Here is a 22242-nt window from a genome sequence, read left to right as displayed (position 1 = left end):
CTCCTCATTTTATACAATATTTAAAAGAACTTCCTTGCAATGTATTACTTTAAACGTAGCCCTTGTCAAAGTAACACGGAATTTAATTATTATTGTAATTTTTGTGCACGTTCAATAAATGTTTGAAGCTGAGAAATTTTTAGCATTTCATCGTAACCGAAGTTACCATTTCCTTTACCTTCTGTAATACCATTTGAAGCTAGAATTGAAATAAATTCATTTGCCCAATGATTTGCAGGAGCATCAGCAAATGTTACAACATCGCCCTGTTGCTGTAATCCGAAGGCATGTACTAATACTTTCGCGATTTGAGCACGTGTTATCGGTGAAGATGGATTAAATTTGCCACTACCATCACCATCAAAGATACCTAACTTCGATACAGCAGCAACCGCACCAGCATGTGCATATGTGGGTTTTACGTCTGTAAATTTCGTATTTTTATCGGATGTATCCAAGTTAAGCGCTTTAGCAATTTGCTCTGCCACTTCAGCACGAGAAGCGTAAACTGTAAAATCAATAGCAGCTTCCTTTACTTCTTCTTTAACAGCTTCTGCTTGTTCACTATCAAATGTTGCTACGCGTTTAGCACCAACGTAACGAGAACCCCAATAATATGGATCATTTACATTTGAATAACTAACACCTTTACCTGTTTGTGAGTGAATCATTTTCCCGTCACCTATGTAAATAGCTACATGTGAGACACCACTACCACTAGTATTGAAGAATAGTAAATCTCCAACTTGAAGATCATTCTTTGCAACCGCAGTACCTTGTTGATATTGTGAGCCTGATGTACGGTTTAGTTGAATACCTAAATCTGCAAAGACTTTAGATGTATATCCTGAGCAATCCAGCCCTTTAGTAGTTGTACCTCCATATAAATATGGAACACCTAAATATTTTGAAGCTGTATCAGTAACATCATTTGTTGTAGCTGCTTCAGCATTATCTATTTGAGTTGTTGTAAATAACATGAAAGATGCAAAAATCGGTAATAACCATTTCTTTTTCATATATTCGGTATTCCCCTTTCAGAACTTTTTTGCCTATAAATAGACTATCACAAAAGATGCTATTTTAACTTTTCAATTGTGTAACGGTTTTTAGAACGCAAAAAAACACTGATATACCAACGTTTCGTGGTATATCAGCGCTAAAATATGGGTATTAAATAATGGATATTAGGGTTTTTTGTAACATTCCTGTAATATTCGCTACGCTTTGTCACAATAGATTACAAGATTTAGTGCAATTTCAATTATTAATTGTTGGTTATGAGCGTTTCCGATACAATTTTCCATCAAAGGATATAAAGTGTTTGCACTTTTCTTGGTTTTTCTCATGGTCTTCGCGGGTATTCCTTTGCCGCGCGAGTTTTCGCCATCTTCGCGGGTATTTCTATGCTTCGCGCGGGTATTTACCCCTGCTTCGCGGGTATTCCTTTGCCGCGCAAGTTTTCGCCATCTTCGCGGGTATTCCTTTGTCGCGCGAGGGTATTCGCCCCTGCTTCGCGGGTATTCCTTTGTCGCGCGAGTTTTCGCCATTTTCGCGGGTATTTCTTTGCTGCGCGGGTTTTCGCCATCTTCGCGGGTATTCCTTTGCTTCGCGCGGGTATTTACCCCTGCTCCGCGGGTATTCCTTTGCTTCGCGCGGGTATTTACCCCTGCTTCGCGGGTATTCCTTTGTCGCGCGCGGGTATTCGCCCCTGCTTCGCGGGTATTCCTTTACCACGCGCGGATATTCGCCCCATCTTCGCGGGTATTACCCGCTCCGCACAAGCTATTGACTAGAAAATAACTGCACCCAATAGTAAAATCCTTTGCTATCAACTGCAATCGCTACCCCGGTATTTGTGTAATTTTCTCGCAAAATATTTTCACGATGTGTTGGTGAAGCCATCCACGCTTTAACGGCCGCTTCAGGTGTTGGAATGTTTCTTCCTATATTCTCTCCTAAGCTCGTATATGGATAATCGAATAATGTCGCCAAATCCCATGGCATCCCGTAGTAAGGTGATTCGTGCTCAAAATAATGTCGATTCACCATATCCTGTGCCTTAATAACGGCAACTTGCGTTAAAGCTGCATCAGAATTTAGGGGTTCTAGCTTTCTTTTTTGTCTTTCGACGTTGACTAGACGTATTACATCATTAGACATGGCTGGTGAATAATTTTTTGTAGGAATATAAGACTTTGATAAATAGTCATAGGCTACCTCTAAATTTGTTACCTTCGTTGTAAAGTCAAGACTTCTTTCAACCAAAGAAGCAAATTGCGCACGTGTTACTAATTGATTCGGTGCAAATTGTTGTGCATTGATTCCTTTAATAACACCGACATCTGCAAGTGATTCAATATAGTCTTTTGCCCAGTTTCCCTCATTAACATCGCTAAACTTACTGTTATTTTGGGAATCGACTTCAATTTGATAAGCGAGCGTTATCATCTTGGCAATTTGCGCGCGCTTTAAAGGTGCATCAGGGTTGAAGAAATCACCATTTTGTAAAATTCCTAACTCCACTAACGCACAAATTTCTTTATAGTACGAATGATTGGCTGATAAGTCTGTAAAATTCGGAGAGTAATCGGTATCAAGTTTTAGCTGCATAGAACGAGCAATTGCAGCTGCAGCCTCTGCCCTAGTAATCGGTTGTTCTGGTCTAAAGAAGCCATCTTGATAATTTGTCATATAGCGCTTTTCTAGCATATGTGCTATTGAGCTTCTAGCCCAATGTGATTGTGAAACATCCTTTGCAATATTGGCTGCCAATACTTCTTCAGATGTGTTTGTCAGAGGCACAGCATATGATGTAGTCAGCAAAATAAGAGACATGCCAACAACACTAGATACTTTTTTTAACATTGCTATCTCCTCCTTCATTTAATTATGTAGAGTACTCTAAAGGAACAATTTTGCCACCATCCATGAAGACCACCATTTACTTCCACAGAGTTCGTATTCACATGAAGTACAATCGTTAACCCCCTATGAATTTTAGACAAAAGCCAGAGTTTCACTGTTGGCGTATGGTGAACTCACACGTTGGGGCAATAAAAGCGTTATCACAGATTTAATTAGCTGCTTCAAGGTTGACTGGTCTTCACTACCGACTTTGGGTGGTGGGTACAAGTATTCCATTATTACCTAATTTTACCTCGATAATTTTAAAAAAACCACTCCAAGATTGCGGATAATCTAAGAGTGAGTCTTCGCTTTTATTCAACGCTAATAACATAAAAATTGTCTTCAGTTTTTTGCAAGGTGCGGTATAGGAATAAAACCATTTGACCGCGTCGAACATCTGTATATGGTGAAAATGTTGTCGCACTAGTCCCTTGTGTAATCCCATAATTTAATAACGTTTGAATATACTTATTAGTTTCACTATCTTTTGTAAAATCTGAAAATGATGCAGATAATGTTGTTGCTTGCTGTAAATCAAAGCCAAGTGTCAACATCTTTGCCATTTGACTTCGCTTAATAAAATGATCAGGATTATAATTTGTACCTTTTAGGATAATGCCCTTGTCAGCAAGTGCAGCTATATGTCCGTAATATTTATGAGAGGCTGGTACATCACCGAAGCCAGGATTTACTACATTTTTTGTCTCCAACTTTAGAGCTTCAGCTAAAAAGTATGCCGCTTCCCCTCGCGTTAAATTTTGATATGGACTAAACGTAGTCGATGTTGTCCCAAATACAATCCCCTGGCTATATAATTCGCTAACGGCCTTGTATAGTTCAACTTCGCTTCCGCTATTTTTTATATCTGTAAATGGCATTGCGGCTGCTGCTGTAGGCATAACTGCAACACAGGGAACTACTACTGCCGCGGTTGCAAAAGCCCATGCTTTATGTACCTTCTTAGTTGACAAATTAACGTTCCCTTTCCTTATTATAAACAAAGAAAAGAGGGACTTGCCCTCCCTCCTTAATCTAAACCTAATGTTTTTAAATGATCCTGTAAAATACGATAATTATACACTAAGTCCTGCTGTTCAAGAGTAAGTGCAGCGTATAGTTTTTGTGCAGCCAGTACTTTCTTTTCAAACGTTTTAGCGTCTGGGTCCAACTCGCCGATCGCATTAACTACTTTTAACACAGCAGCTATATCTTTTTCTGCATTCTTTAAAGTATCGTAGTTAAGGACTTGTCCTTTTACTTTAGAGTCTAACGCTTTATATGCAGCAGAAGCATTCGCTACATCTTGAATATATGTGCTAGAAGCCGGATTAAGACCAGCTATAATCTCAACAACCTTCTTTACATCACTCATACTATTCTCAGCTTCAAGCAAAATATTGTAATTAGATACCCTTTGCTTATCTGTTGTACTCAAGCTATCGTAATCTTTTCGCACAGATTCTATCATACCAAAATACAATTTGTCGCTTGGCTTTAAAGCTGCAATACTCTTATAAACTTTAATAACGTTATCTAACGATAGAAGTAGCTGCTCGTTATAAACATATTTACGCTGAGTGGCAGTAAGATTGTCATATGCTTTTAAAATCTTTTGATATTGGCTGTCCATATTTTTCGATGTCATCAGTTTATCGATCTCATTGACAACGCTCATGACAGGCTTAATAATTTTTTCTTGCTCTTGCAAAGTTTTATAGTTTTCAACCGCATATTGTTGATCTTTTGGTAACGCATTATATGCTGCCCGTATCTCTTCAATACGTTTAATATATTCATTTGCTGGGACAGTCGGAAGCTCATCAATCATGCGCTGTACATTTCCTGCACCTAAGATGCTTGTTTCAGCAGCTTGTAATAAATTGTAGTTTGTAACATATTGCTGCATGTCCTTACTTAGAGCCTCGTATAATGCTCGAGCCTGAACAGTATCCGCATTGAACGTTTTACTTGACGGCTTTAACTTGCTAATTAATTCAATCACTTTGGCAGTTGGCTCATAGCTCTGTAAAATATCGATATTTTTAACATATTGCTTTTGATCCTTTGTCAGATTATCGTAAGCTTTTCGAGCTGAGTTTACTTGACTGACAAATTTGCTAGTGCCCGGCTCTAAACCATCAATTTGCACCATAGTATTTAAAATTGCTTTTACTTGTTTTTCACGGTCTGTTAACACCTTCACATTAGACACAAGCTTTTTCTGTCCTGATGTAAGTTTATCGTAAGCAACGCGAGCATTCATAAGCTTCGTTAAATAATCCGGGTCTTCAGGCGTTGCCGCATCTATCAACTCAATAACTATATGCGCAGATTTCAGCTCAGTCTCAGCTGTGACAAGCTTTTCATAGTTTATGACAGCTTTTTGCTTTTCTAATGGTAATGCATCATAATTTTTACGCGCACTATCTAAATCATTTAAAAATGTTTTACTTGTAGGTTTCAATGTTTCAATCAAGCCTATTAATGTAGCAACATCCTCAACTGCTGTTAGCTGACCGTAGTTTGTTACACGTTTTTGTGAGGCAGGGTCTAAGGCATTGTATGCTTTACGTGCTGCCAAAACCTTTTTTGAATAATCCTTATTTGCTGGATTTAAAGCTGCAATAGCATTAATAACCTTCACAACATTAGCATTATTTTTCTCATAAGTTGTTAATGTCTTGTATTGTGTTACTAATTTTTTCGCATTTTTATCCATCACTTTATATTCAGCAGACATCGCTGCTACTTGCGCTACAAATGTAGCATCTGGCTCATTAGCTAAAGCGATAACACGATCATCGAAAGATTTTGCTGTTTTAATATAGCGATCCGCGGTTTCAAGATCAGGATAATTCGTTACAAGTTGTTTTCCCTCTGGTGAAAGTTTCCCATAATCTTCAAATAACTTCGTGACTGTTTCCGTATATGTTTTTTGTGATGAATTTAAGGCCATGATGCGTGACACAATATCCATCGCCTCTACTTGATTCTGCAACGTTTTATAGTTTTTCACGGACTCACGTTTCGCAGGATCTAGCTTTAAGTATGCCGTATTAGCCGTCTTCGCTTTTTTAGTATAATCCTTTGCAGCTGGGTCTAGCTTTTCCACAAGCGCAATTACATTTAAAACAGCTTTATGTGAAGTTTCCCAGCTTGTTAGCACTGACAAATTGTTGACGATTTTTTTGACAGTAGCTGGATCTATTTTCTTCCCTTCAGGTGCTACAGGCGTATTGTAAGCAGCGCGCGCCTTCTCTATTTCTGTAATTTTATCCGTAGCTTTGTCAATTCCCGAAATGAGGTTCTCAATTACTTCCGCTGCTGCTATATTTGCTTCAGCTAATTCTAAGTCAGCAATATTTTTTACAAATCCTTGTTTGTCTAATAATAATGATGCGTATTTTTCCCTTGCTGACTTCACCGCTGTTCGATAATCTGCATTATTTGACGGTTTTAATGCTGTAATTTGCTTGGAAACATTAGCAGCAGTCTTGTATGGTTCAAAATCTATAGAATTTGTAACTAGACGTTTTGAACCTTCATCCAGTTTATTGTAGGCAGTTTCAATTGCTGTTACTGCACTAATAAAGCTTGTAGCAGATGCAAAGTCTTCTGGAGTCTTTTTCGCCAGCTGTGTAATACTCGCAATTACTTGATCAGCTGAAGATAGGTTAGCTAACACATCTGTATATTTTTTGTATGGTGTCACCGCTGCATTGTTTGGATTATAAGCTATAATGATTTTCTTTTGATCAGCTGTGAGACTGTTCAATTCAGTTGTTACTTTAGCAGCTGCTTCTGCAATTTCAGTGGATGTAGATGACTCATTGTTTAGAACACCCATAAAAGAATCTAATTCCAAAAGTGCGTTTTCTACAGCCCTTGCATCTTCGTTCATTTTCAAAAGCTTCTCAATATCTGCACCGTTCTTTTTGAAATAATCAATAAGATATGGCCCTTCATAGCCATATTGTAGAGATGTACCTCGAATTGTAGAAGCAATGCCATTTGCATCCTGTGACGCAAGTGCTGCATTTACAGCATTCTCGAAAGTCTTTTGAACTTTTAAATAAGGATCTTCTTTAGTGTTTGAAACTAAAAAAGTATCGTACTCATCATAAACTGCTGTAACTTCATCCACAAATGTTTTACTTGTATAAGACAACTTACCAATTTTGTCCCCAATAGTCTTTAATTTGGCCAATAAATCTCTTTGGGCTACAACATAGTCGTATTTGGCTTTAATAATAGTGATTTCAGCTGGATTGAAGCCTTTATCATTTAAAACAGCTACATCTCCCTTTGCTATCACCATTTCATCATTAGTTGACGTAACAGATAGTTTTCCAAATTGTGTAATGGTTTGTGACCTAGCATCTGTTGCTACTACATTCACATTAGCTACTTGATTCGTCTGAGAGATTGTTTGAGGTTGTCCTTCTTGAGCATTGGCAATCGCTGCCGGAGTTAATAATAGACTTGTTATTACACCAACTTGTATTGGTTTCTTCAAAATGCCCACCCTTTCTTTTTATAGGTAAATAGATATGTATCATTGATTTCTAATTTGCTACCTTTTGTATCGGTGCATTTTATCCTATTTCAAGCTAATCTAGTAAAGTAGCTTTTCCTCTTCACTAAGAAGAAAGATAATTTTTTTAGATTGAATAGTCTTTTTATAGGAAGTTATTGTTAGGATACTATATAATTAAATTATATGCATTGATCTGGCAGAAATTTTGGCAAAAGATGACTAATCGCGAGTAAAAATGCTAATAGAAAAAACAGATACAGCTGAAATGCGAAAGCGAAGCGTTAAAAGAACCAACGGAAGTGTTTAATGTACTATTTAATAGCAAGCACTACTCTACACGTACTTACGCTTAATATTTTTCGGGAAATATTTTGTCGAAAACTTACTTAGATTGGTGAATAAAAAAATTCTATCATTGTCTAAAACAACGATTAAATTTTCTCTTTATCGAGGGAAATCTATGAAAAACTTAGCATTTCCACTATGTCATTTACCAGTAATTAGGTGTATACTACAACTTTAATATTTAAATTACGAGAAAGGGAGCTATATATGTTTTATCAATATAAGTTTTGGCACAGCTTGATGCATCCCACTAACTTTACCCAAGCTGTTGAACAAGGAGAGATAACAGGCTATAAGAAACGATCCTTCACAGTTTTCATGCTCTTTATGCTTCTATTTATTGTTCGTGAGTTTTGGGGCATGGGTACTGAAAGCTTAACAACATTATTTGCATCAAATCATCCAAATGAATACTATACAGCCCGTTTACTATCAATGGTTGGGGTAATTGCCTGGGGAATCATCTATTATTGCTTCCATTATTACGGCGTTACATACTTGTTACATCTATTAACAGACATTCCTTACAAATGGATTCAGAAGGTGCAACTTTATGTAATGGTATTTTTACTTATTGAAAAGACAATTTTATTTGCGGTGTTTTATGCAGTTGGTTACACGACAAACTTCTCCTTCTTTTCACTTGCACCTATGGCTCAGCAAGTAATTGATACGGATTTTGTGCTATTTGCTATCAATCAATTAACTGTAGCAACTGTATTAACAATTATTGTGCAATACACATTCCTTTCAAAATGGGAAGAATGGTCAGATCGTAAGGCATTATTAGCAAAAATTATTGGACTATATGTGGTAATGGCTATTTTTATCGGAATGGTTAGTGCGTTACCTCTACAAGAATGGATTACAAGGGGGTTAGGATGATGCGCTTTATTAAATCCAGACCTTGGACAAGTTTAAGTATTATTGTGATAACTTTATTAATTGGTGTAAATGCTTATTTTGTATTTAAGGATGATAGTAAGGTAGCAAGATCCTACTTTATCGACGAATTTCAAAGAGCCACTACTGGTGACCGTGTAGAGACGGTTGACAAGGATGCGATTGTTGCACCTACACAAACCTATACTATTTCAGCAGATGCGAAAACCCTTTCTGCAATAGATGTAACACGTGGACAGGAAGTACATGCTAATGATTTACTAGCAACCTATAAAACAGAGGAAGTTGACGGTGAATTAACAAAGCTTGAGGCTGAACGCACTGCTTACGAAACTGAATTAAGTGATTTAGAATCTGCTTTAGCCGAGATAGAATCTGAATACGGTGGAGCCAAAGACCCGAAAAGCTCTATTAATACCGACCAGATTAGTGACAAGCTAAATGTCTCTGTTAAATTTGAATTAGGCCAACAAACTTCTCCATCAACTGCAGTGGCAATATTAAACCGTCATATTGCGGAGACTACTCGTCAAGTAGCATTAATGGATGCACAAATAGCTCAAGTTAAAGCACGCCAAGGCGTTATCTGCCCAGTAGATGGTGTAATCTCAAAAATCACTGAAGAAGCTGGTGCGGTGACATTTGAAATTTATTCATCTGAAAAATCTATGCTTGCCTACTTATCTGAAGATGAATGGCAAAAAGTAAAAGATGGACAAACCGTTAGTTTTAAATTGCAGCATTATGATGGTGATCTAACAGGTACTGTCGTTCAAAAACAAATGATACCAATGAATAATGAATCACCTTGGGCAAACGAATTAGCCAAGTCTAAGAAGCTACCACAGCCTTCAAGCTATGAAGTAATATTGCACCAGGATGATGGCATTCTAGAAAACATTCCATTTTCAACTGTTGGTAAGGCTTCAATTACCGTAAATGAGGCATCCAACGCGTTTAAGGTGAAATCCGCATGGGTGAAATCTGGAAAGAATAATAAACATAGCGTTTATACGCTTGATGAACATGGTAAAATACGCCTTGAGGATATCGAGGTTGCCTTTAAAACGGCTGATTCTACTATCTTTACAGGCTATATGGATGCTGGAACACCAATTATTGTAAATGAACAACGCAATATTTTAGCCCGCTCCTTCCGTTCAATACCTCTTAAAAAAATTGAGTGGCAACATTTCAAAGAAATCGGTTGGAAAGACTATGTAAAATATATTGTCTTTTAGTATACAAGAACCTCCCCGAATGAAAATTTTATTAAAAGCCAAGATATAAGCTGAAACTATTTTAAATAGTGAATCCTTATATAATGTCATACAATATATGTATAGAAATTAAAAGGATAGAAGAGCTTAAGAAATTAGCTCTATCTATCCTCTTTTTGTACCACAAATGGCCCTATTTACTACAACGACTAATTCGTCCTTTGAACATTATATTATTGTGGTAATTCAAATACCCTTACATAAGTGATGTAAGGGTTACTTTTTATCTTTTTCTTCTTAAGCTAACGAGGAAGGATAGTCGAAGTAGGAAAAACTAGAATCAGCAAATAACATTAAAGTAATTGAAGAAAGAAGTATACATAAAGTAGGGTTTCTATGACAAAGAAATAATCCTTAGTCTTGTAAAAACTTTTAAAAAATAGAAAGTTGTCTCTGCAAAAGTCTCAAAAAAACATAAACAATAATATACAACAAGCTATAACACTTCTATGGGAGAACCACAAACGATATGGATTACATTGAATAAAGTAGAATTATTTAATCTTTCCTCGAAAGACTTTAAAAAACACGAACGAAAGCTTTGGTTTGACAACATTACACAGAAAACAGAGCGCACTTAGATGCCCCGCTTTCTGAGCCAAGCCATCAGAAAGTATCGTAACTTCTGTGGCGACAAGTTTTCAAGGCAGAGCAATTCATTAAGCTAAAGCCATATTTATTTTGGAGCTTCGTAACTTCCTTTGGAAAGCTCGTGATAAACGGCTAGCTTTTCTTTTGTAAGTGAAATCATCTGATCTAATTCCTGCTGCTTGGCTTCCAAATCCAACAGATATTTCGAAAGTATTTCGGTTCTCTTATTTAATGTGGGAGTAAACTTGGCAGGGTCTTCCCCCAACTGTACTTTTTCCATCACACAACCGTCGCGAGTAAACTCTGTGATCTCCTCAAGTGATAGACCTAACTTTTTTAAATGATTTAAACACTGAATATATGAAACCTCGCTTTCGGTGTAGGTCCGAGCCCCTCCTTCTCTTCGACTCGGGCTCTTCAGAACTCCAATTTTTTCGTAATAACGCAATGTATAAGGGGTTAAACCCGTCCTTTCTGACACTTGGCTAATGGTGAGCAAGGGATGCATCCTCCTTTGTAATCTTGGTTTGAGATTATCGTACACCTTAGAGCCGACTCGAAGTCAAGTATTTAGAATCCCATTTCTTATAAAATCCCTCCTTGACTTCGAGCCGGCCCTAATTTGTATACTGCAGTCATAACAGTCTAGGAGGAATTGCCATGATATCTGAATATTAGGTCATTGATCAATCAATATTATATAAGAGCTAATCAAGAAAGGATGAAATCAACGTGGAAATTATTCCTGAAGACCTTACGTGGAAAGACAGTTACAAATTATATACAGGCTCTATTTTGCCTAGGCCGATTGCTTTGGTCTCTACTATCTCGAAGGGAGGTATTCCCAATCTTGCGCCTTTCAGTAATTTTTGCGGCGTATGTCCTTGGCCATTTATGGTAGCTTTTGCCCCCCTGATTCGACCCGAAGATGGTACGAAGAAAGATACCACACTCAACATTGAAGAGACGGGACAATTTGTTGTCAATATCGTTACAGAGGACATTGTAACGAAAGTGAACGAAACATCCATAGAATTTGCCCCTGACATAGATGAGTTTCAAGAGACCGGCTTAACACCTATTCCCAGCTCGAAAGTGATGCCGTATCGAGTTAAAGAAAGTCCCATACAAATGGAATGTGTGTTGGAGAACATGCTGACATTTTGGGAAGGAGCCGGATCATCAAACCTTGTTATTGGTCGTGTCGTTAAAATACACATCGAAGATGCACTCTACATGGATGGGAAAATAGATTTGGCCAACCTTAAGCCCGTAGGTCGTCTCTCAGGGCCCTATTATGCGAAAATGTCGGAATTATTTACATTAAATAGCCCCCAGCGACGCTGACGGGGTCTTAAGAAAAAAGGAAACCAATCATTTATTACCGCAAAGCTGAACAGGCGAGAAATCAGCAATAGTATCTTTGCGTTGTTCTGGTAACAATTAAGACTAAGCTGCCGACATGGATCGGCAGCCTAGCTCCGTCTTTGACCACTGACGTAAACAACCAAATGAATCAGTTAACAAATATGAAAGTCCTGAAAGTCCATACAGTTTGAATGAAGTAGAACCCCGTTTTATTGAGGGAATGAGTAAAGGTATTGTAGCGTTCAAAATCAAAATCACAAAAGTTGAAGCAAAAGCTAAATTAAGTCAAAGCCACCCTATGGTACGACAAAAGTTAATTATTGAGCAGTTAGAAAAAACTTCTAATCAAGATAATATCGAGATAGCATCTCTAATGAGAAAAAACCTTCAAAAATAAGTCTACGGCATTGTCTTATTGAACTAACCGGGGCTTTACTTCAAGATGGGATTCCTCAGAGACCCCATCTTTTTCTTATTCAACTCCCATGAAAGAACTTAATCATCTTTCATTCTCTGTGGTGTAGCGCTGGTTTTTGCGCTACATGGATGGCTAACTGAGCAGGTTAGTCAAATTTTTTTGACACTTTTTTCAACATCTTTCTTTTTTTGAAAAAATGTTTATAATTATCTTAACCTTCCGTGTTTTATCATTTTTCTAACATTTATTACTCAATTTAGGGGCGCTGATCATGGGGATAACGACATTATTATTAAATGCATTCATTATTATCATTTGTATTTTTTTCTATCAAATATTTTGGTTAGATAAAGATGGAAAAGAAGCGCGTAATACTATATTAATTTCCTTTCTTTCATCCATTGCGGTTGTTCTTTGCATGACATTCCCTTTTAAGTTTAATTATGGATACATATATGATTTACGGCTTATCCCAATCCTTTTAGCTGTTCTCTATGGTGGTTTTAGGAGTTTTATTTTTATTACTGTTATATTTGTTTCTTACCGTTTTTACTTAGGCGGAGACGGAGTCTACCCTGCAGTTATTGTATATTTTATGGCCACTTCCATTACTATGGTATCCCAATATTTTCTTGCTGGTTATTATAAAAAAAGAAAAATATTGTTCAGCTTATTGCTTATGTCTCTTTGCACTATTTCCTTTTCTATATTCGCTTTAATGAACCAAATACGGATAAACGATAAAGTTCAACCTGATTTTATTCACTTTTTATTCCATTATATAGTGATCAATATTCTGACTGTTTTATTGTCTCTTTATTTAATTGAAGGAATGATAGAAAGGTTTAAAATGAAAGAAAAAATTCACCGTGCAGAAAAATTTATGGTGACTTGTGAATTAGCAGCGTCTATAGCCCATGAAATAAGAAACCCGTTGACTACGGTATATGGATTTATGCAGATGTTTAGTAAAAACGAAATCTCTGAAACACAAAAGGATGACTATTTGCAAGTCATGCTAATGGAGTTAGAAAAAGCGCAACTCGTTATTAACGATTATTTGTCCCTTATAAAACCACAAAATGTTGCAAGAGAATTATTAGATATTAGACCAATTGTTGAGCAAGTAATAGAGGTTATTTTACCGATCGCCATCCAATGTAATGTTAAAGTTGAAAGCGATAATGAATGTTCCTATTATATATATGCCAACACCGATAATCTAAAAATGTGTTTAATTAACATTGCAACGAACGGGATTGAAGCCATGACTAATGGAGGAATGCTCCGAATTAATGTGAAAAAGGTAAAGAATCGTATTGTGATTGATATTATTGACACAGGAATTGGAATGTCTTCTGAAGAGATAAATCGAATCGCTATGCCGTTTTATTCTATAAAAGAGAAGGGAACCGGGTTAGGTACGATGATTGCATACAGTATTGTAAAAGGATTAAACGGAGATATAGAAATAAAAAGTGAAAAGGGAAAGGGAACACGGTTTTCTATTATTATTCCTTCTTCCTAATAGAAATCGTAGGGCAAAAAAATTTCGACGATTTAGAGCTTGCTGCTAAAGTACTGTTCGAAAACGAAGAATTTAAAGACGAAAAAGAAATTGAGAAAATATCCGGATACAATAACGCAATAGTATCCATTTTGGAGTGTATAAACCCAATTTATTTATATGATTTAAATGATTAAAACCACCTTAATTGAATAAGATTGTGAAGTATTACACTTAAACTAACCGGGGCTTTACTTCAAGATGGGATTCCTCAGAGACCCCATCTTTTTCTTATTCAACTAACGTTGCAGTTTAGCATAAGTAGGATTCTTTTGTTATTTTGAGAATGGTGCTTGTAGTAGAATCCGATTCTCAATCAGGTTTTTCAAGCTGATAAGGGACTTGGATGGTCCGAACTTTATAATAGAATCTTGAAATTGACCAATATCCTCTATGGAGGCAGTCTGAATCTTAATCATGTAATTGTATTCACCACTAATTCGAAACATATCGGTTACAACAGGATTTCGTTCGCAAAAATCCACCAGTGCTTGACATTGCTCTGTTTTAATAAGAAAGAATGCCGTGGTCCCTCGGCCTAGCGCCTGATGGCGAAAGGTTGCCGTATAACCCGAGATGATGTCTTTCTCCTCAAGCCTTTTTATTCGTTCCCTTACCGAGGGCTGGGACATGGACACATCTTTACTTATTTGTGAGATGGAGATACGTGCATTCTGCTGAAGAAGACCCAAGATGCGGTAATCAGTTTCATCCATCCAATGTTCCATATATAATTCCCCCTAATGTATTTTCAAAAATGAATGAGATTAATTGATTTTCGTTATTTTTGGAAAGTGTAATGCGGTAATCTCCTTTTTTATTGTATATATTTCCTTACAACACTATTCTATACTAAATTCATCAGAAAGGGGAAATAATTTTGAATATCAAAGGTCTTGCTCATATTGCAATTCAGGCAAAAGATTATCCGGCAACAATCCGGTTTTACATTGAAGCATTGGGATTTAAGCGTGGACATCATTGGAGCCTTCCTTCGTTTCAAATCAAGGAAGCTTCGATGCTGATCTCTCCCGACGCCCGAACATGTCTCGAGGTTTTTGATGACGATGCTGTCATTCCAGCACAAGGGAAGAAAGCGCGGTCGGAAGAGGAAGTTGCTTACGGAGCTATGCTTCACCTAGCGTTTTATGTGGAAGATGTCGACAAAGCGTTTCAAACGGCACTTGCCCATGGAGCAAAACCTTGTGTGGAAGCAGACAATCTAACTCTTGGAGAGCCTCCTCTTATTATCAGAAACGCTCTAGTCCATAGTCCTAATGGAGAGGTTATCGAATTTATTCAGGATGTGGATTTTGATATAGAGTCCCATAGTTCAGTGGAGTAGTTCAATAAGCTAGTGGCAATCTAAGACTTTTTCCTATCCTAGACTGCCACTGTGTTCTTCTTAAACTCCCATGAAAGAACTTAATCATCTTTCATTCTCTGTGGTGTAGCGCTGGTTTTTGCGCTACATGGATGGCTAACGGGGGCTTTAATTTAATAAGAGGCAGCAATCGCTGTCTCTTTATACTACTTAAATGAAACAAAATGGGCCGAAACCTATTTTGTTTCATTATCAGCAATATATTGTTCAGTTTGAATAAGTCTTTCGACAAGTTCTTGCTTGGATAGTTTCATATACTTTCTATGAAGAATATCAAGGTTACGGCCGGGTTTCAGTTTCCTGAAATCAATGTCCGAATCTAAGTTGTTCTGCGGTTTATTTACTTTGCTATTTTCTTTCTGTTTAAAGGTTTTACTATGTTGTTTGTAATACTTGTACAACTGGTCATTTGCCCGTATTGTATTCGGATGAATCCCTTTACCTTCAGCATCTACTTCTTTAGACCATTTAGCAACATTGGCAAAAGTGACAGGAATACCTATTTTTATTAACCGATCAATTGTTTCTTTGCCTATTCGTATCGCCCGGTCACTACGTCTTTTATGATTTTCTGCTAACCAAGGCCGTTCATTTTTTGAATTGAATGTCGGGTTCATAGTCTTCCTCTTTTCTATACTGTTCAATCAACTCAATTTCTTTTAGCTCCGTACGGGTGTGTTTACGTATTGCTTTTGCTTTATTGACTTCGATTGGTAAATTCATTGCACTAAATCTCTTCTCCATATCTTTCGATAATTCTATAACCTCTTCCAACTCGTGTTTCTTTTCGAGTTGTGGGATTTTTGCTTGGCAGCCTAAACAGGACATTTTAACAGGGCATACGGAATTGGTTCACTAATTCTGTTGCATTCTATGGTTTTATACCTCTTTTCTGTTCAACCTCATTAACTGATATCACTTTATCAAGTTTTAATAAATCAGATTCAATAACTTTCCAACCTTCTTTATCGCTATTTTTAGTTTAATAAACAAAAAAAGAGGCTGGGACAGAACTCGTTTATTTTGAAAAATAGCGAAAAGAGATGGTAACTTTTCCGCTTCATCAAGGTGAATTTCCCTATCTAAAATCAAAAAAATGTTAGACCGATTAAATCTTGGTCTAACATTTTTCTTTTTGTCCCAGCCTCTAAGTATTTAATATAATGTGTGACATTAAAGATAACATCCTGATATTACTGATTAATAACACATTCACTTATCTTTAATTTTACAGAGTATCGGGGAGGTTCTTTGATGTTTATCAGCGATTTATTTTGTTTTATCAGCGATTCTTCGATGTTTATCAGCGATTTATCCGGTTTTATCAGCGATTCTTCAAAATTTATCAGCGATTTACCGGGTTTTATCAGCGATTCTTCGATTTCTACCAGTGATCACCATCTATTTTCTTAATTAAATGATGAATTCTCCATTTGTTCTTGTGACGCTAGTTCATAGTTCATTGCTGTTATACCACTTACCTCATAGACCGTGCCGTGTACATATAGTTTTTCACCATTCTCTCCATTCAGACGGACAGAAAAAATAGAATTACCTTTTCCGACTCTTTTTATAGTTACACCATCTGCTGAAAGCTCGACATCAACTATTTTATGATCATGCATTGCTCCGGTATATTGCTCTATTTTGAAATCCTTCACATTAAAGCCTATTTCACTTTTTGGAATGAACGCACTATTTTTTTCAACCGCTGATGTTGTATACAATTCATAGCCATCAGATTCTGCACGGATACCTATACGTATCGAATGCCCTTTATTATCAGATAGAGTCGCAATATAGTCACCTGTTTGTGATAACAACAACAAATAGTTACCACCCTTAGGAATCGTTTCTTCCTCCCAGCCATCAAATTTAAATGGCTTATAGCTGAAAACTTTATCGCTAACAGCATGACCATCAGCTGTAGTTAGCTGAATATTTTTCGGATCAAAGCCTAAATCTTGCTCTAAAAACAGCGTTGAGCCTGGTGTCACTTCATCTGTTGGCTGACAGCTAATTTGTAATTTACCATCTACTTTTGTTACATCAATTTTATATTTTTGCATTTCGACTATTTCATAATTTTCCTCATTATCGATATTGTAACCAATAAGCATAAAATAGCCCGATCCCTCTCTTAACGCCTCAACCTTCACATCATTATTTGTTCGAAAAATGCGGAAGAATTCATGCTCTCTATCTGGCGCTAGATTGTCTGTAGAGTAAGCATCAATACTATTTGAATTAAGCTCACTCGCAGTAAATGTTTGGATCACTCGTTTAGCCTGCATAGCTTCGATACGATGAATAAATAATGCAAACTGCGAACGGTTGACAGTCTCTTTTAAACCAAAAGTAGTTGGTGTAATCCCCTTTGTTATATTATTTTCAAACAATGGAGCAACTGCATAATAAGCATCCGAATACTTTACAATATCCGTAAATGGTAATGCTTGATCGACTTCAGCAATTTCTAACTGATATGCAGTTGTTAGCATTCGCGCTAATTGTTCACGTGTAATAGCTTGATTGACACCGAAACTACCATCAGCAAATCCTGAAATAATTCCTTCATTTTCTAAGGCTGCGATTGCCCCATAATATTCATCGCTCGGCTTTACATCAGTAAATCGTGGGTCCATTACATTTTTAGTATCCAGCCCTAGAAGACCTGCTAAAATCTTAGACGCCTGTCCACGCGTCACATTAACGAATGGTTTAAACGTACCATCTGCATAACCTTTAATAATTTCACGTTCAGCTAAATTCTTTACCGCAGCACCGTATTCCTTCGTGTAATCAACATCAGAAAATTTATCTGTTGCATGCGCAGTTGGTACTACTACAATAGCACTCGTCGCTAGAGCAGCAACTAATGCTCCCTGAAATAAAGTATGCTTATTCATCACCAACTCAACCCCTTAACATATTTTGTCTATCATACTATTATTATACGTTTAAGGAAATCTAAATATTTCATAATCTACTATTGTTATATATTTTAGAATGTGTTGTTGACCTTTTCTCCATGTTTTACTACAAATAGAAATAGCCCCAACATCTGTATTAAATGTTAGGGCTATAACAAAAAGCCTTGTGACCATAATGAAACAAAAAGTTTCATCTAATCACAAGGCTAAGTTACTAGTTCACTAGTTTATAGCATAATCCTTTTAATTAAGGAGCAGCTACAATTGTTACTTTTAATTCTTTTGTTGCGTTACCGATTTTAACTGTTAAAGTTGCTTTAGCTTCTGTAACACCAGTTTTTAATGTTGCTGTTGCATTCGCTGTACCATTACCAGTAATTGTTAAATCTGTTGTTTTTTCAGGTACGATTGTAACTGTATCTGCAGCAAGTGCTGTGATTGCTTTGTTACCGTATTGGTCAACAGTTGCAACGTTTACTACTGCTGGTGCATCACCTGTAGATTTTAAGCTTGCTACAGTTTGACCAGATACTAATGTAGCTTCTGTAATAGCTTTAGCTAGGTTGTAATCACCTTTTGCTTCTGATGCTGTAAAGAAGAAATCTTGCGTTTTTTCAGCGTCAGCTGAAACAACGAATTTTTGTTCTAAAACTTGACCAGTTGCATTAATTGTTACTTTTAATGTGAATTCTGTGTCAATTTTGTTAGCTGCTGCTGTTGTATCAGTGTTTAAAGCTGTGTCAGCAATATTTACTTTACCTGCTGATACCACTTGTGGTGCAGTTAATTTACCGCCAGTTACTGTCGCAGTATATTCGCTGTCAACAAGTGCTACTTTACCACCGTTTAGTAAGCCGTTAACTGTAATATCTTTATCTGTTCCTACTTTTGTTTTACCAATTTCAGCAATTTCATAACCGTTGTATTCTGTACCATCAGTTACTTGTACTTTTACTTCTACAGCAGAATCAATTGTGCCATTTGGAGTTTTAAGTGCCACATTTAATGTTGCAGTACCGTTTTTATGAGCAGTTACTTCATTTGCTGCATTTACTGATACTACATCTGAAGTTCCAACTAATGTTACTGTTACAGCTGCATCAGAGTTTTTCATTTCACGACCGTATTGGTCTTCGATGATTAAGTGATCTTTTGCTGTGATTGTAACTGGAGATTTAAAAGTTGAAATTACTAAAGGTTTTTTAAGTCCACGAACAACAGTTGGTTTTGCTGTTGCTTTAACATCTACAGTAATAGTAGCAACTTTATAAGTTGAAGTTTGGAATACTAATGCTTGTGTTCCAGCCGCTCCAAATGTTGTTTTGTAGTATACTTGACCATCTTTTACTTCAAGAGCTGATTCAGCAACTGTAGTACCATTAACTTTAATACCTTTGTTAGCATCAGCTAACACTTTTTTGTTAGTGATTACATTGCCTTCTTTATCAGTAACTGTTAATGGGATTAATGTAGATTCCCCAGCAACAGCGATTTCTGGTTGAGAAACAGAGATAGCGTTAGTTGTAGCAGTTTCTGCAACTTTAACAGTATATTTAGCTGATTGACCGTTAGTTGTTGAAATTAATAATACATCAGTATCACCAGCTTTTAAGATAGATGATAATGCAACTACTAATTTATCTTTATCGCCAATTTTAACTTTTGAAACAGTGTTAGCGATTGTTAAGTTTGTAGTGTTTGTGTTTGTAATTACTAAACCAGTTGCTTTAGCAGGGTCAGTAATTTCTTTGCCGTATTGATCTTTAAGATTTAATACGATATATGCATCAGAAGCTTTAGAAGCATCATTTAAAGCTACTTCTTCACCTTTAGCGTTATAAACACCAGCTACTTCAATAGAAGAAACTGTAGATTCAGCAGATAATTTTACAGTTTTTGAAACTGATGTACCTGTAGCAGAATCAAATAATACTACTGGTACTAAATCGCCGATTTTTTTGTTTTCAACAACAGCACCTGATAATCTAACTAAACCTTTAGCTGAATCAGCAACTACAGTTGTGTTAGCATTATCATTTGTTTTTAAAGAAGTTGATTTTGTAATATCTGTACCATATTGGTCTTTAACTACATAACCAACAGTTGCAGTAGTACCAGCATCGAAAGTACCGTCAGTTTTAACGGCTTTGTCAACTACAGCTACTTCGTCTAAGATTTCAATTGAAGTTACTTTTTGAGCTTCAATTTTAACATCGCTAGTTAATACTTTTTCAGTTAAACCAGATACGTTTACAGTGTAGTCAGCTGCTTGGAAGTTTGTAGCACCTACTAATTGAACTGATTTTTTGTCTGCCGCCCAAACAAGAGTTACGTTTTGTTTGAAAGTACCGCGTAATAATTCAACTGCAGCTTTAGAAGTATCTTCTACAGCTTTATTGAATTTAACTTCGATTGTTTTAGCGTTAATAGCTTTTACTGATTCTAATTTAGCTTCAGTTACTTTATATGTAACTACAGCTGAATAAGATTTACCTTCAATTTCGAAGTCTACTTTAGTTTCTTTGTTTTCTGGAAGAGCAGTTTCTAATTTTACAGTATGTTTTGTGTCATCAGAAAGTGTTACTTCTAATGTAGTTGCATCTACAACTTTAGCTTCTTTAACAGTTAAAGGTGCTTCTTCACCGATGTTTGTAATTGTACGGTTTAAGAATGATGCAAATTGACCGCGTGTTAATGTGTTTTTAGGATTGAACTGTTTTACGTTTGTAAGACCAGCATATTCTAACGCGATGATTGCTTCACGATTTTCTGTAGCTGTAGCTTTGTCTAAATCAGTGATTGTAGTTTTGAAGTCAGATTCTTTATAATCTGCTACTAAATCTACGTTGTAAACAGTTTTGATAGCACGTACTAAAACAACCGCCATTTGCTCACGGTTCATGTTATTAGTGTACATTAATTGGTTATTTGAGCCTTTGAATACGCCAGCATCTTTAACAAGTGCTGCATATTTTAATAACTCTTTGTCAGATGTTGTTGTTGGTAAATCAGTGAAACGAGCTACTGTATCATAGTCTGCAGGAACTTCGTAGTTTTCTGATACTAACCATTTCCCTAAGAATTTTGTTACATTACCGCGAGTAACAACAGCGTTCGGTTTGAATGTACCATCTGGGTAACCAGATACGATTTTAGCGTCTGCTAATGCTAAAATAGCCTCCTTATGGTCACTTTTTTCAATATCAGAAAAGCTTGCTGCGCTTGCTGCTGGTACGATTGCTGATGCTACTAGAGCTGCTGACGCTGCGCCGACAACCCATTTACTATATTTTTGTTTCATATGAAAGAACCTCCTAGATAAATTAGCCATCCTATGACTACTAATTCATTATAAGATTACTAGTTAATAAATTTCAAAGTGCAATATCTGGAATGAAAAATGTGGTAACTCCTTATTCCTAAAGGGTTTTTAACCATATTTTATATATTTTTAATTATGTCTTCCATCCTTAAAATTAACATACAAACCTTACTGCCATAAGGAAAATATACCATACTACCCATGTCATTTTTACCATCCATCTTTTCGACAAAATTCGACTTTTAACCAAAAATTGATAAAAAACCATTAGTGAACAATTCGTGAATTTACGTTACAATAAGGTAGGTAATTTATTCTTGTATTTCCTTGATTATATTAGAATTTTCTAGAAGTTTTGCAGATTATCAGTTATTTTGGCGATTTCTTAGGCAATTGTCATTAAAATTACCGTTCTGGAGCTGACTTACAATTTTTAATCAGCGACGATTGCTATGCTTTTGTTGGTAATTTTTTATATATCATCAATTAGTTTTTTCGATATTAACAGCGATTTTTGGCTTTTTATCAGCGATTTTCGCGATTTATCAGCGATTCTTTGCACTTTATCAGCGGTTTTCGCGATGTTATCAGCGATTCTTTGCACTTTATCAGCGGTTTTCGCGATGTTATCAGCGATTCTTTGCACTTTATCAGCGGTTTTCGCGATGTTATCAGCGATACTTA

17 protein-coding genes and 1 pseudogene are annotated in these 22242 nt (G+C 36.4%); 7 read left to right on the top strand and 11 right to left on the bottom strand.

The features are described 5' to 3' along the window. Nucleotides 1-89: 89 nt before the first annotated feature. The 4 genes from ACQKNC_RS17725 to ACQKNC_RS17710 form a co-directional block, all read right to left on the bottom strand. Nucleotides 90-1019 carry an NlpC/P60 family protein gene (locus ACQKNC_RS17725; RefSeq protein WP_427426070.1) on the bottom strand — a complete coding sequence of 310 codons (930 nt, stop codon included), beginning with the start codon at nt 1017-1019 and terminating at the stop codon, nt 90-92. Nucleotides 1020-1785: 766 nt separating this feature from the next. Beyond that, nucleotides 1786-2868 carry an S-layer homology domain-containing protein gene (locus ACQKNC_RS17720; RefSeq protein ID WP_427426069.1) on the bottom strand — a complete coding sequence of 361 codons (1083 nt, stop codon included), beginning with the start codon at nt 2866-2868 and terminating at the stop codon, nt 1786-1788. A 353-nt stretch (nt 2869-3221) separates the two neighbouring features. After that, nucleotides 3222-3881, bottom strand: coding sequence for an S-layer homology domain-containing protein (locus tag ACQKNC_RS17715; protein WP_427426068.1), 660 nt, complete (start codon nt 3879-3881; stop codon nt 3222-3224). Between the two features lie 56 nt (nt 3882-3937). Next, nucleotides 3938-7426, bottom strand: a complete 3489-nt coding sequence (locus tag ACQKNC_RS17710; RefSeq protein ID WP_427426067.1) for a hypothetical protein — start codon at nt 7424-7426, stop codon at nt 3938-3940. 573 nt (nt 7427-7999) lie between these two features. Here ACQKNC_RS17710 and ACQKNC_RS17705 point away from each other — a divergent pair. After that, nucleotides 8000-8677, top strand: coding sequence for a hypothetical protein (locus ACQKNC_RS17705; RefSeq protein ID WP_427426066.1), 678 nt, complete (start codon nt 8000-8002; stop codon nt 8675-8677). Further along, nucleotides 8677-9936 (top strand): HlyD family secretion protein, encoded by a 1260-nt coding sequence (locus tag ACQKNC_RS17700; RefSeq protein ID WP_427426065.1) that lies wholly within the window; start codon nt 8677-8679, stop codon nt 9934-9936. The genes ACQKNC_RS17705 and ACQKNC_RS17700 overlap by 1 nt, the downstream gene beginning before the upstream one ends. Before the next feature lie 715 nt (nt 9937-10651). Here ACQKNC_RS17700 and ACQKNC_RS17695 read toward each other — a convergent pair. Then, nucleotides 10652-11065 (bottom strand): MerR family transcriptional regulator, encoded by a 414-nt coding sequence (locus tag ACQKNC_RS17695; protein WP_427426064.1) that lies wholly within the window; start codon nt 11063-11065, stop codon nt 10652-10654. A gap of 233 nt (nt 11066-11298) precedes the next feature. Between ACQKNC_RS17695 and ACQKNC_RS17690 the strand changes: the two genes are divergently transcribed. The 3 genes from ACQKNC_RS17690 (at nt 11299) to ACQKNC_RS17680 (ending at nt 13880) form a co-directional block, all read left to right on the top strand. Then, nucleotides 11299-11913, top strand: coding sequence for a flavin reductase family protein (locus ACQKNC_RS17690; RefSeq protein ID WP_427426063.1), 615 nt, complete (start codon nt 11299-11301; stop codon nt 11911-11913). A 208-nt stretch (nt 11914-12121) separates the two neighbouring features. Beyond that, the gene (locus ACQKNC_RS17685) at nt 12122-12331 is read left to right on the top strand and encodes a hypothetical protein (RefSeq protein ID WP_427426062.1); all 210 of its coding nucleotides are present in this window, start codon (nt 12122-12124) and stop codon (nt 12329-12331) included. A 292-nt stretch (nt 12332-12623) separates the two neighbouring features. Next, nucleotides 12624-13880 (top strand): ATP-binding protein, encoded by a 1257-nt coding sequence (locus ACQKNC_RS17680; protein WP_427426061.1) that lies wholly within the window; start codon nt 12624-12626, stop codon nt 13878-13880. A gap of 314 nt (nt 13881-14194) precedes the next feature. Here ACQKNC_RS17680 and ACQKNC_RS17675 read toward each other — a convergent pair whose 3' ends face one another. Then, the gene (locus tag ACQKNC_RS17675) at nt 14195-14647 is read right to left on the bottom strand and encodes an Lrp/AsnC family transcriptional regulator (RefSeq protein WP_427426060.1); all 453 of its coding nucleotides are present in this window, start codon (nt 14645-14647) and stop codon (nt 14195-14197) included. Nucleotides 14648-14799: 152 nt separating this feature from the next. On the opposite strand from ACQKNC_RS17675, the gene ACQKNC_RS17670 reads away from it, so the two are divergent. Next, nucleotides 14800-15264: a VOC family protein gene (locus ACQKNC_RS17670; RefSeq protein WP_427426059.1), complete on the top strand. Its 465-nt coding sequence runs from the start codon at nt 14800-14802 to the stop codon at nt 15262-15264. 215 nt (nt 15265-15479) lie between these two features. Here ACQKNC_RS17670 and ACQKNC_RS17665 read toward each other — a convergent pair whose 3' ends face one another. Further along, nucleotides 15480-15920 carry a hypothetical protein gene (locus ACQKNC_RS17665; RefSeq protein ID WP_427426058.1) on the bottom strand — a complete coding sequence of 147 codons (441 nt, stop codon included), beginning with the start codon at nt 15918-15920 and terminating at the stop codon, nt 15480-15482. Continuing rightward, a pseudogene (locus tag ACQKNC_RS17660) lies at nt 15892-16155 on the bottom strand (site-specific integrase); the annotation flags it as partial. The pseudogene ACQKNC_RS17660 and the gene ACQKNC_RS17665, both read right to left, overlap by 29 nt. Before the next feature lie 402 nt (nt 16156-16557). Here ACQKNC_RS17660 and ACQKNC_RS17655 point away from each other — a divergent pair. Then, nucleotides 16558-16716: a hypothetical protein gene (locus ACQKNC_RS17655; protein ID WP_427426057.1), complete on the top strand. Its 159-nt coding sequence runs from the start codon at nt 16558-16560 to the stop codon at nt 16714-16716. Here ACQKNC_RS17655 and ACQKNC_RS17650 read toward each other — a convergent pair. From ACQKNC_RS17650 to ACQKNC_RS17640, 3 genes are all read right to left on the bottom strand, one after another. Next, nucleotides 16713-18212, bottom strand: a complete 1500-nt coding sequence (locus ACQKNC_RS17650) for an S-layer homology domain-containing protein (protein ID WP_427426056.1) — start codon at nt 18210-18212, stop codon at nt 16713-16715. The genes ACQKNC_RS17655 and ACQKNC_RS17650 overlap by 4 nt on opposite strands. A 271-nt stretch (nt 18213-18483) precedes the next feature. Further along, nucleotides 18484-21537 carry an S-layer homology domain-containing protein gene (locus tag ACQKNC_RS17645; RefSeq protein ID WP_427426055.1) on the bottom strand — a complete coding sequence of 1018 codons (3054 nt, stop codon included), beginning with the start codon at nt 21535-21537 and terminating at the stop codon, nt 18484-18486. A 493-nt stretch (nt 21538-22030) separates the two neighbouring features. Next, nucleotides 22031-22242: hypothetical protein (locus ACQKNC_RS17640; protein WP_427426054.1), on the bottom strand; the 212-nt coding region annotated here is incomplete at its 5' end.

The organism is Lysinibacillus sp. NPDC094177 (assembly GCF_050279145.1).
In the GTDB taxonomy this organism is placed as follows: Bacteria; Bacillota; Bacilli; order Bacillales_A; family Planococcaceae; genus Lysinibacillus.
This window is presented reverse-complemented; position numbering and strand designations above follow the sequence as displayed.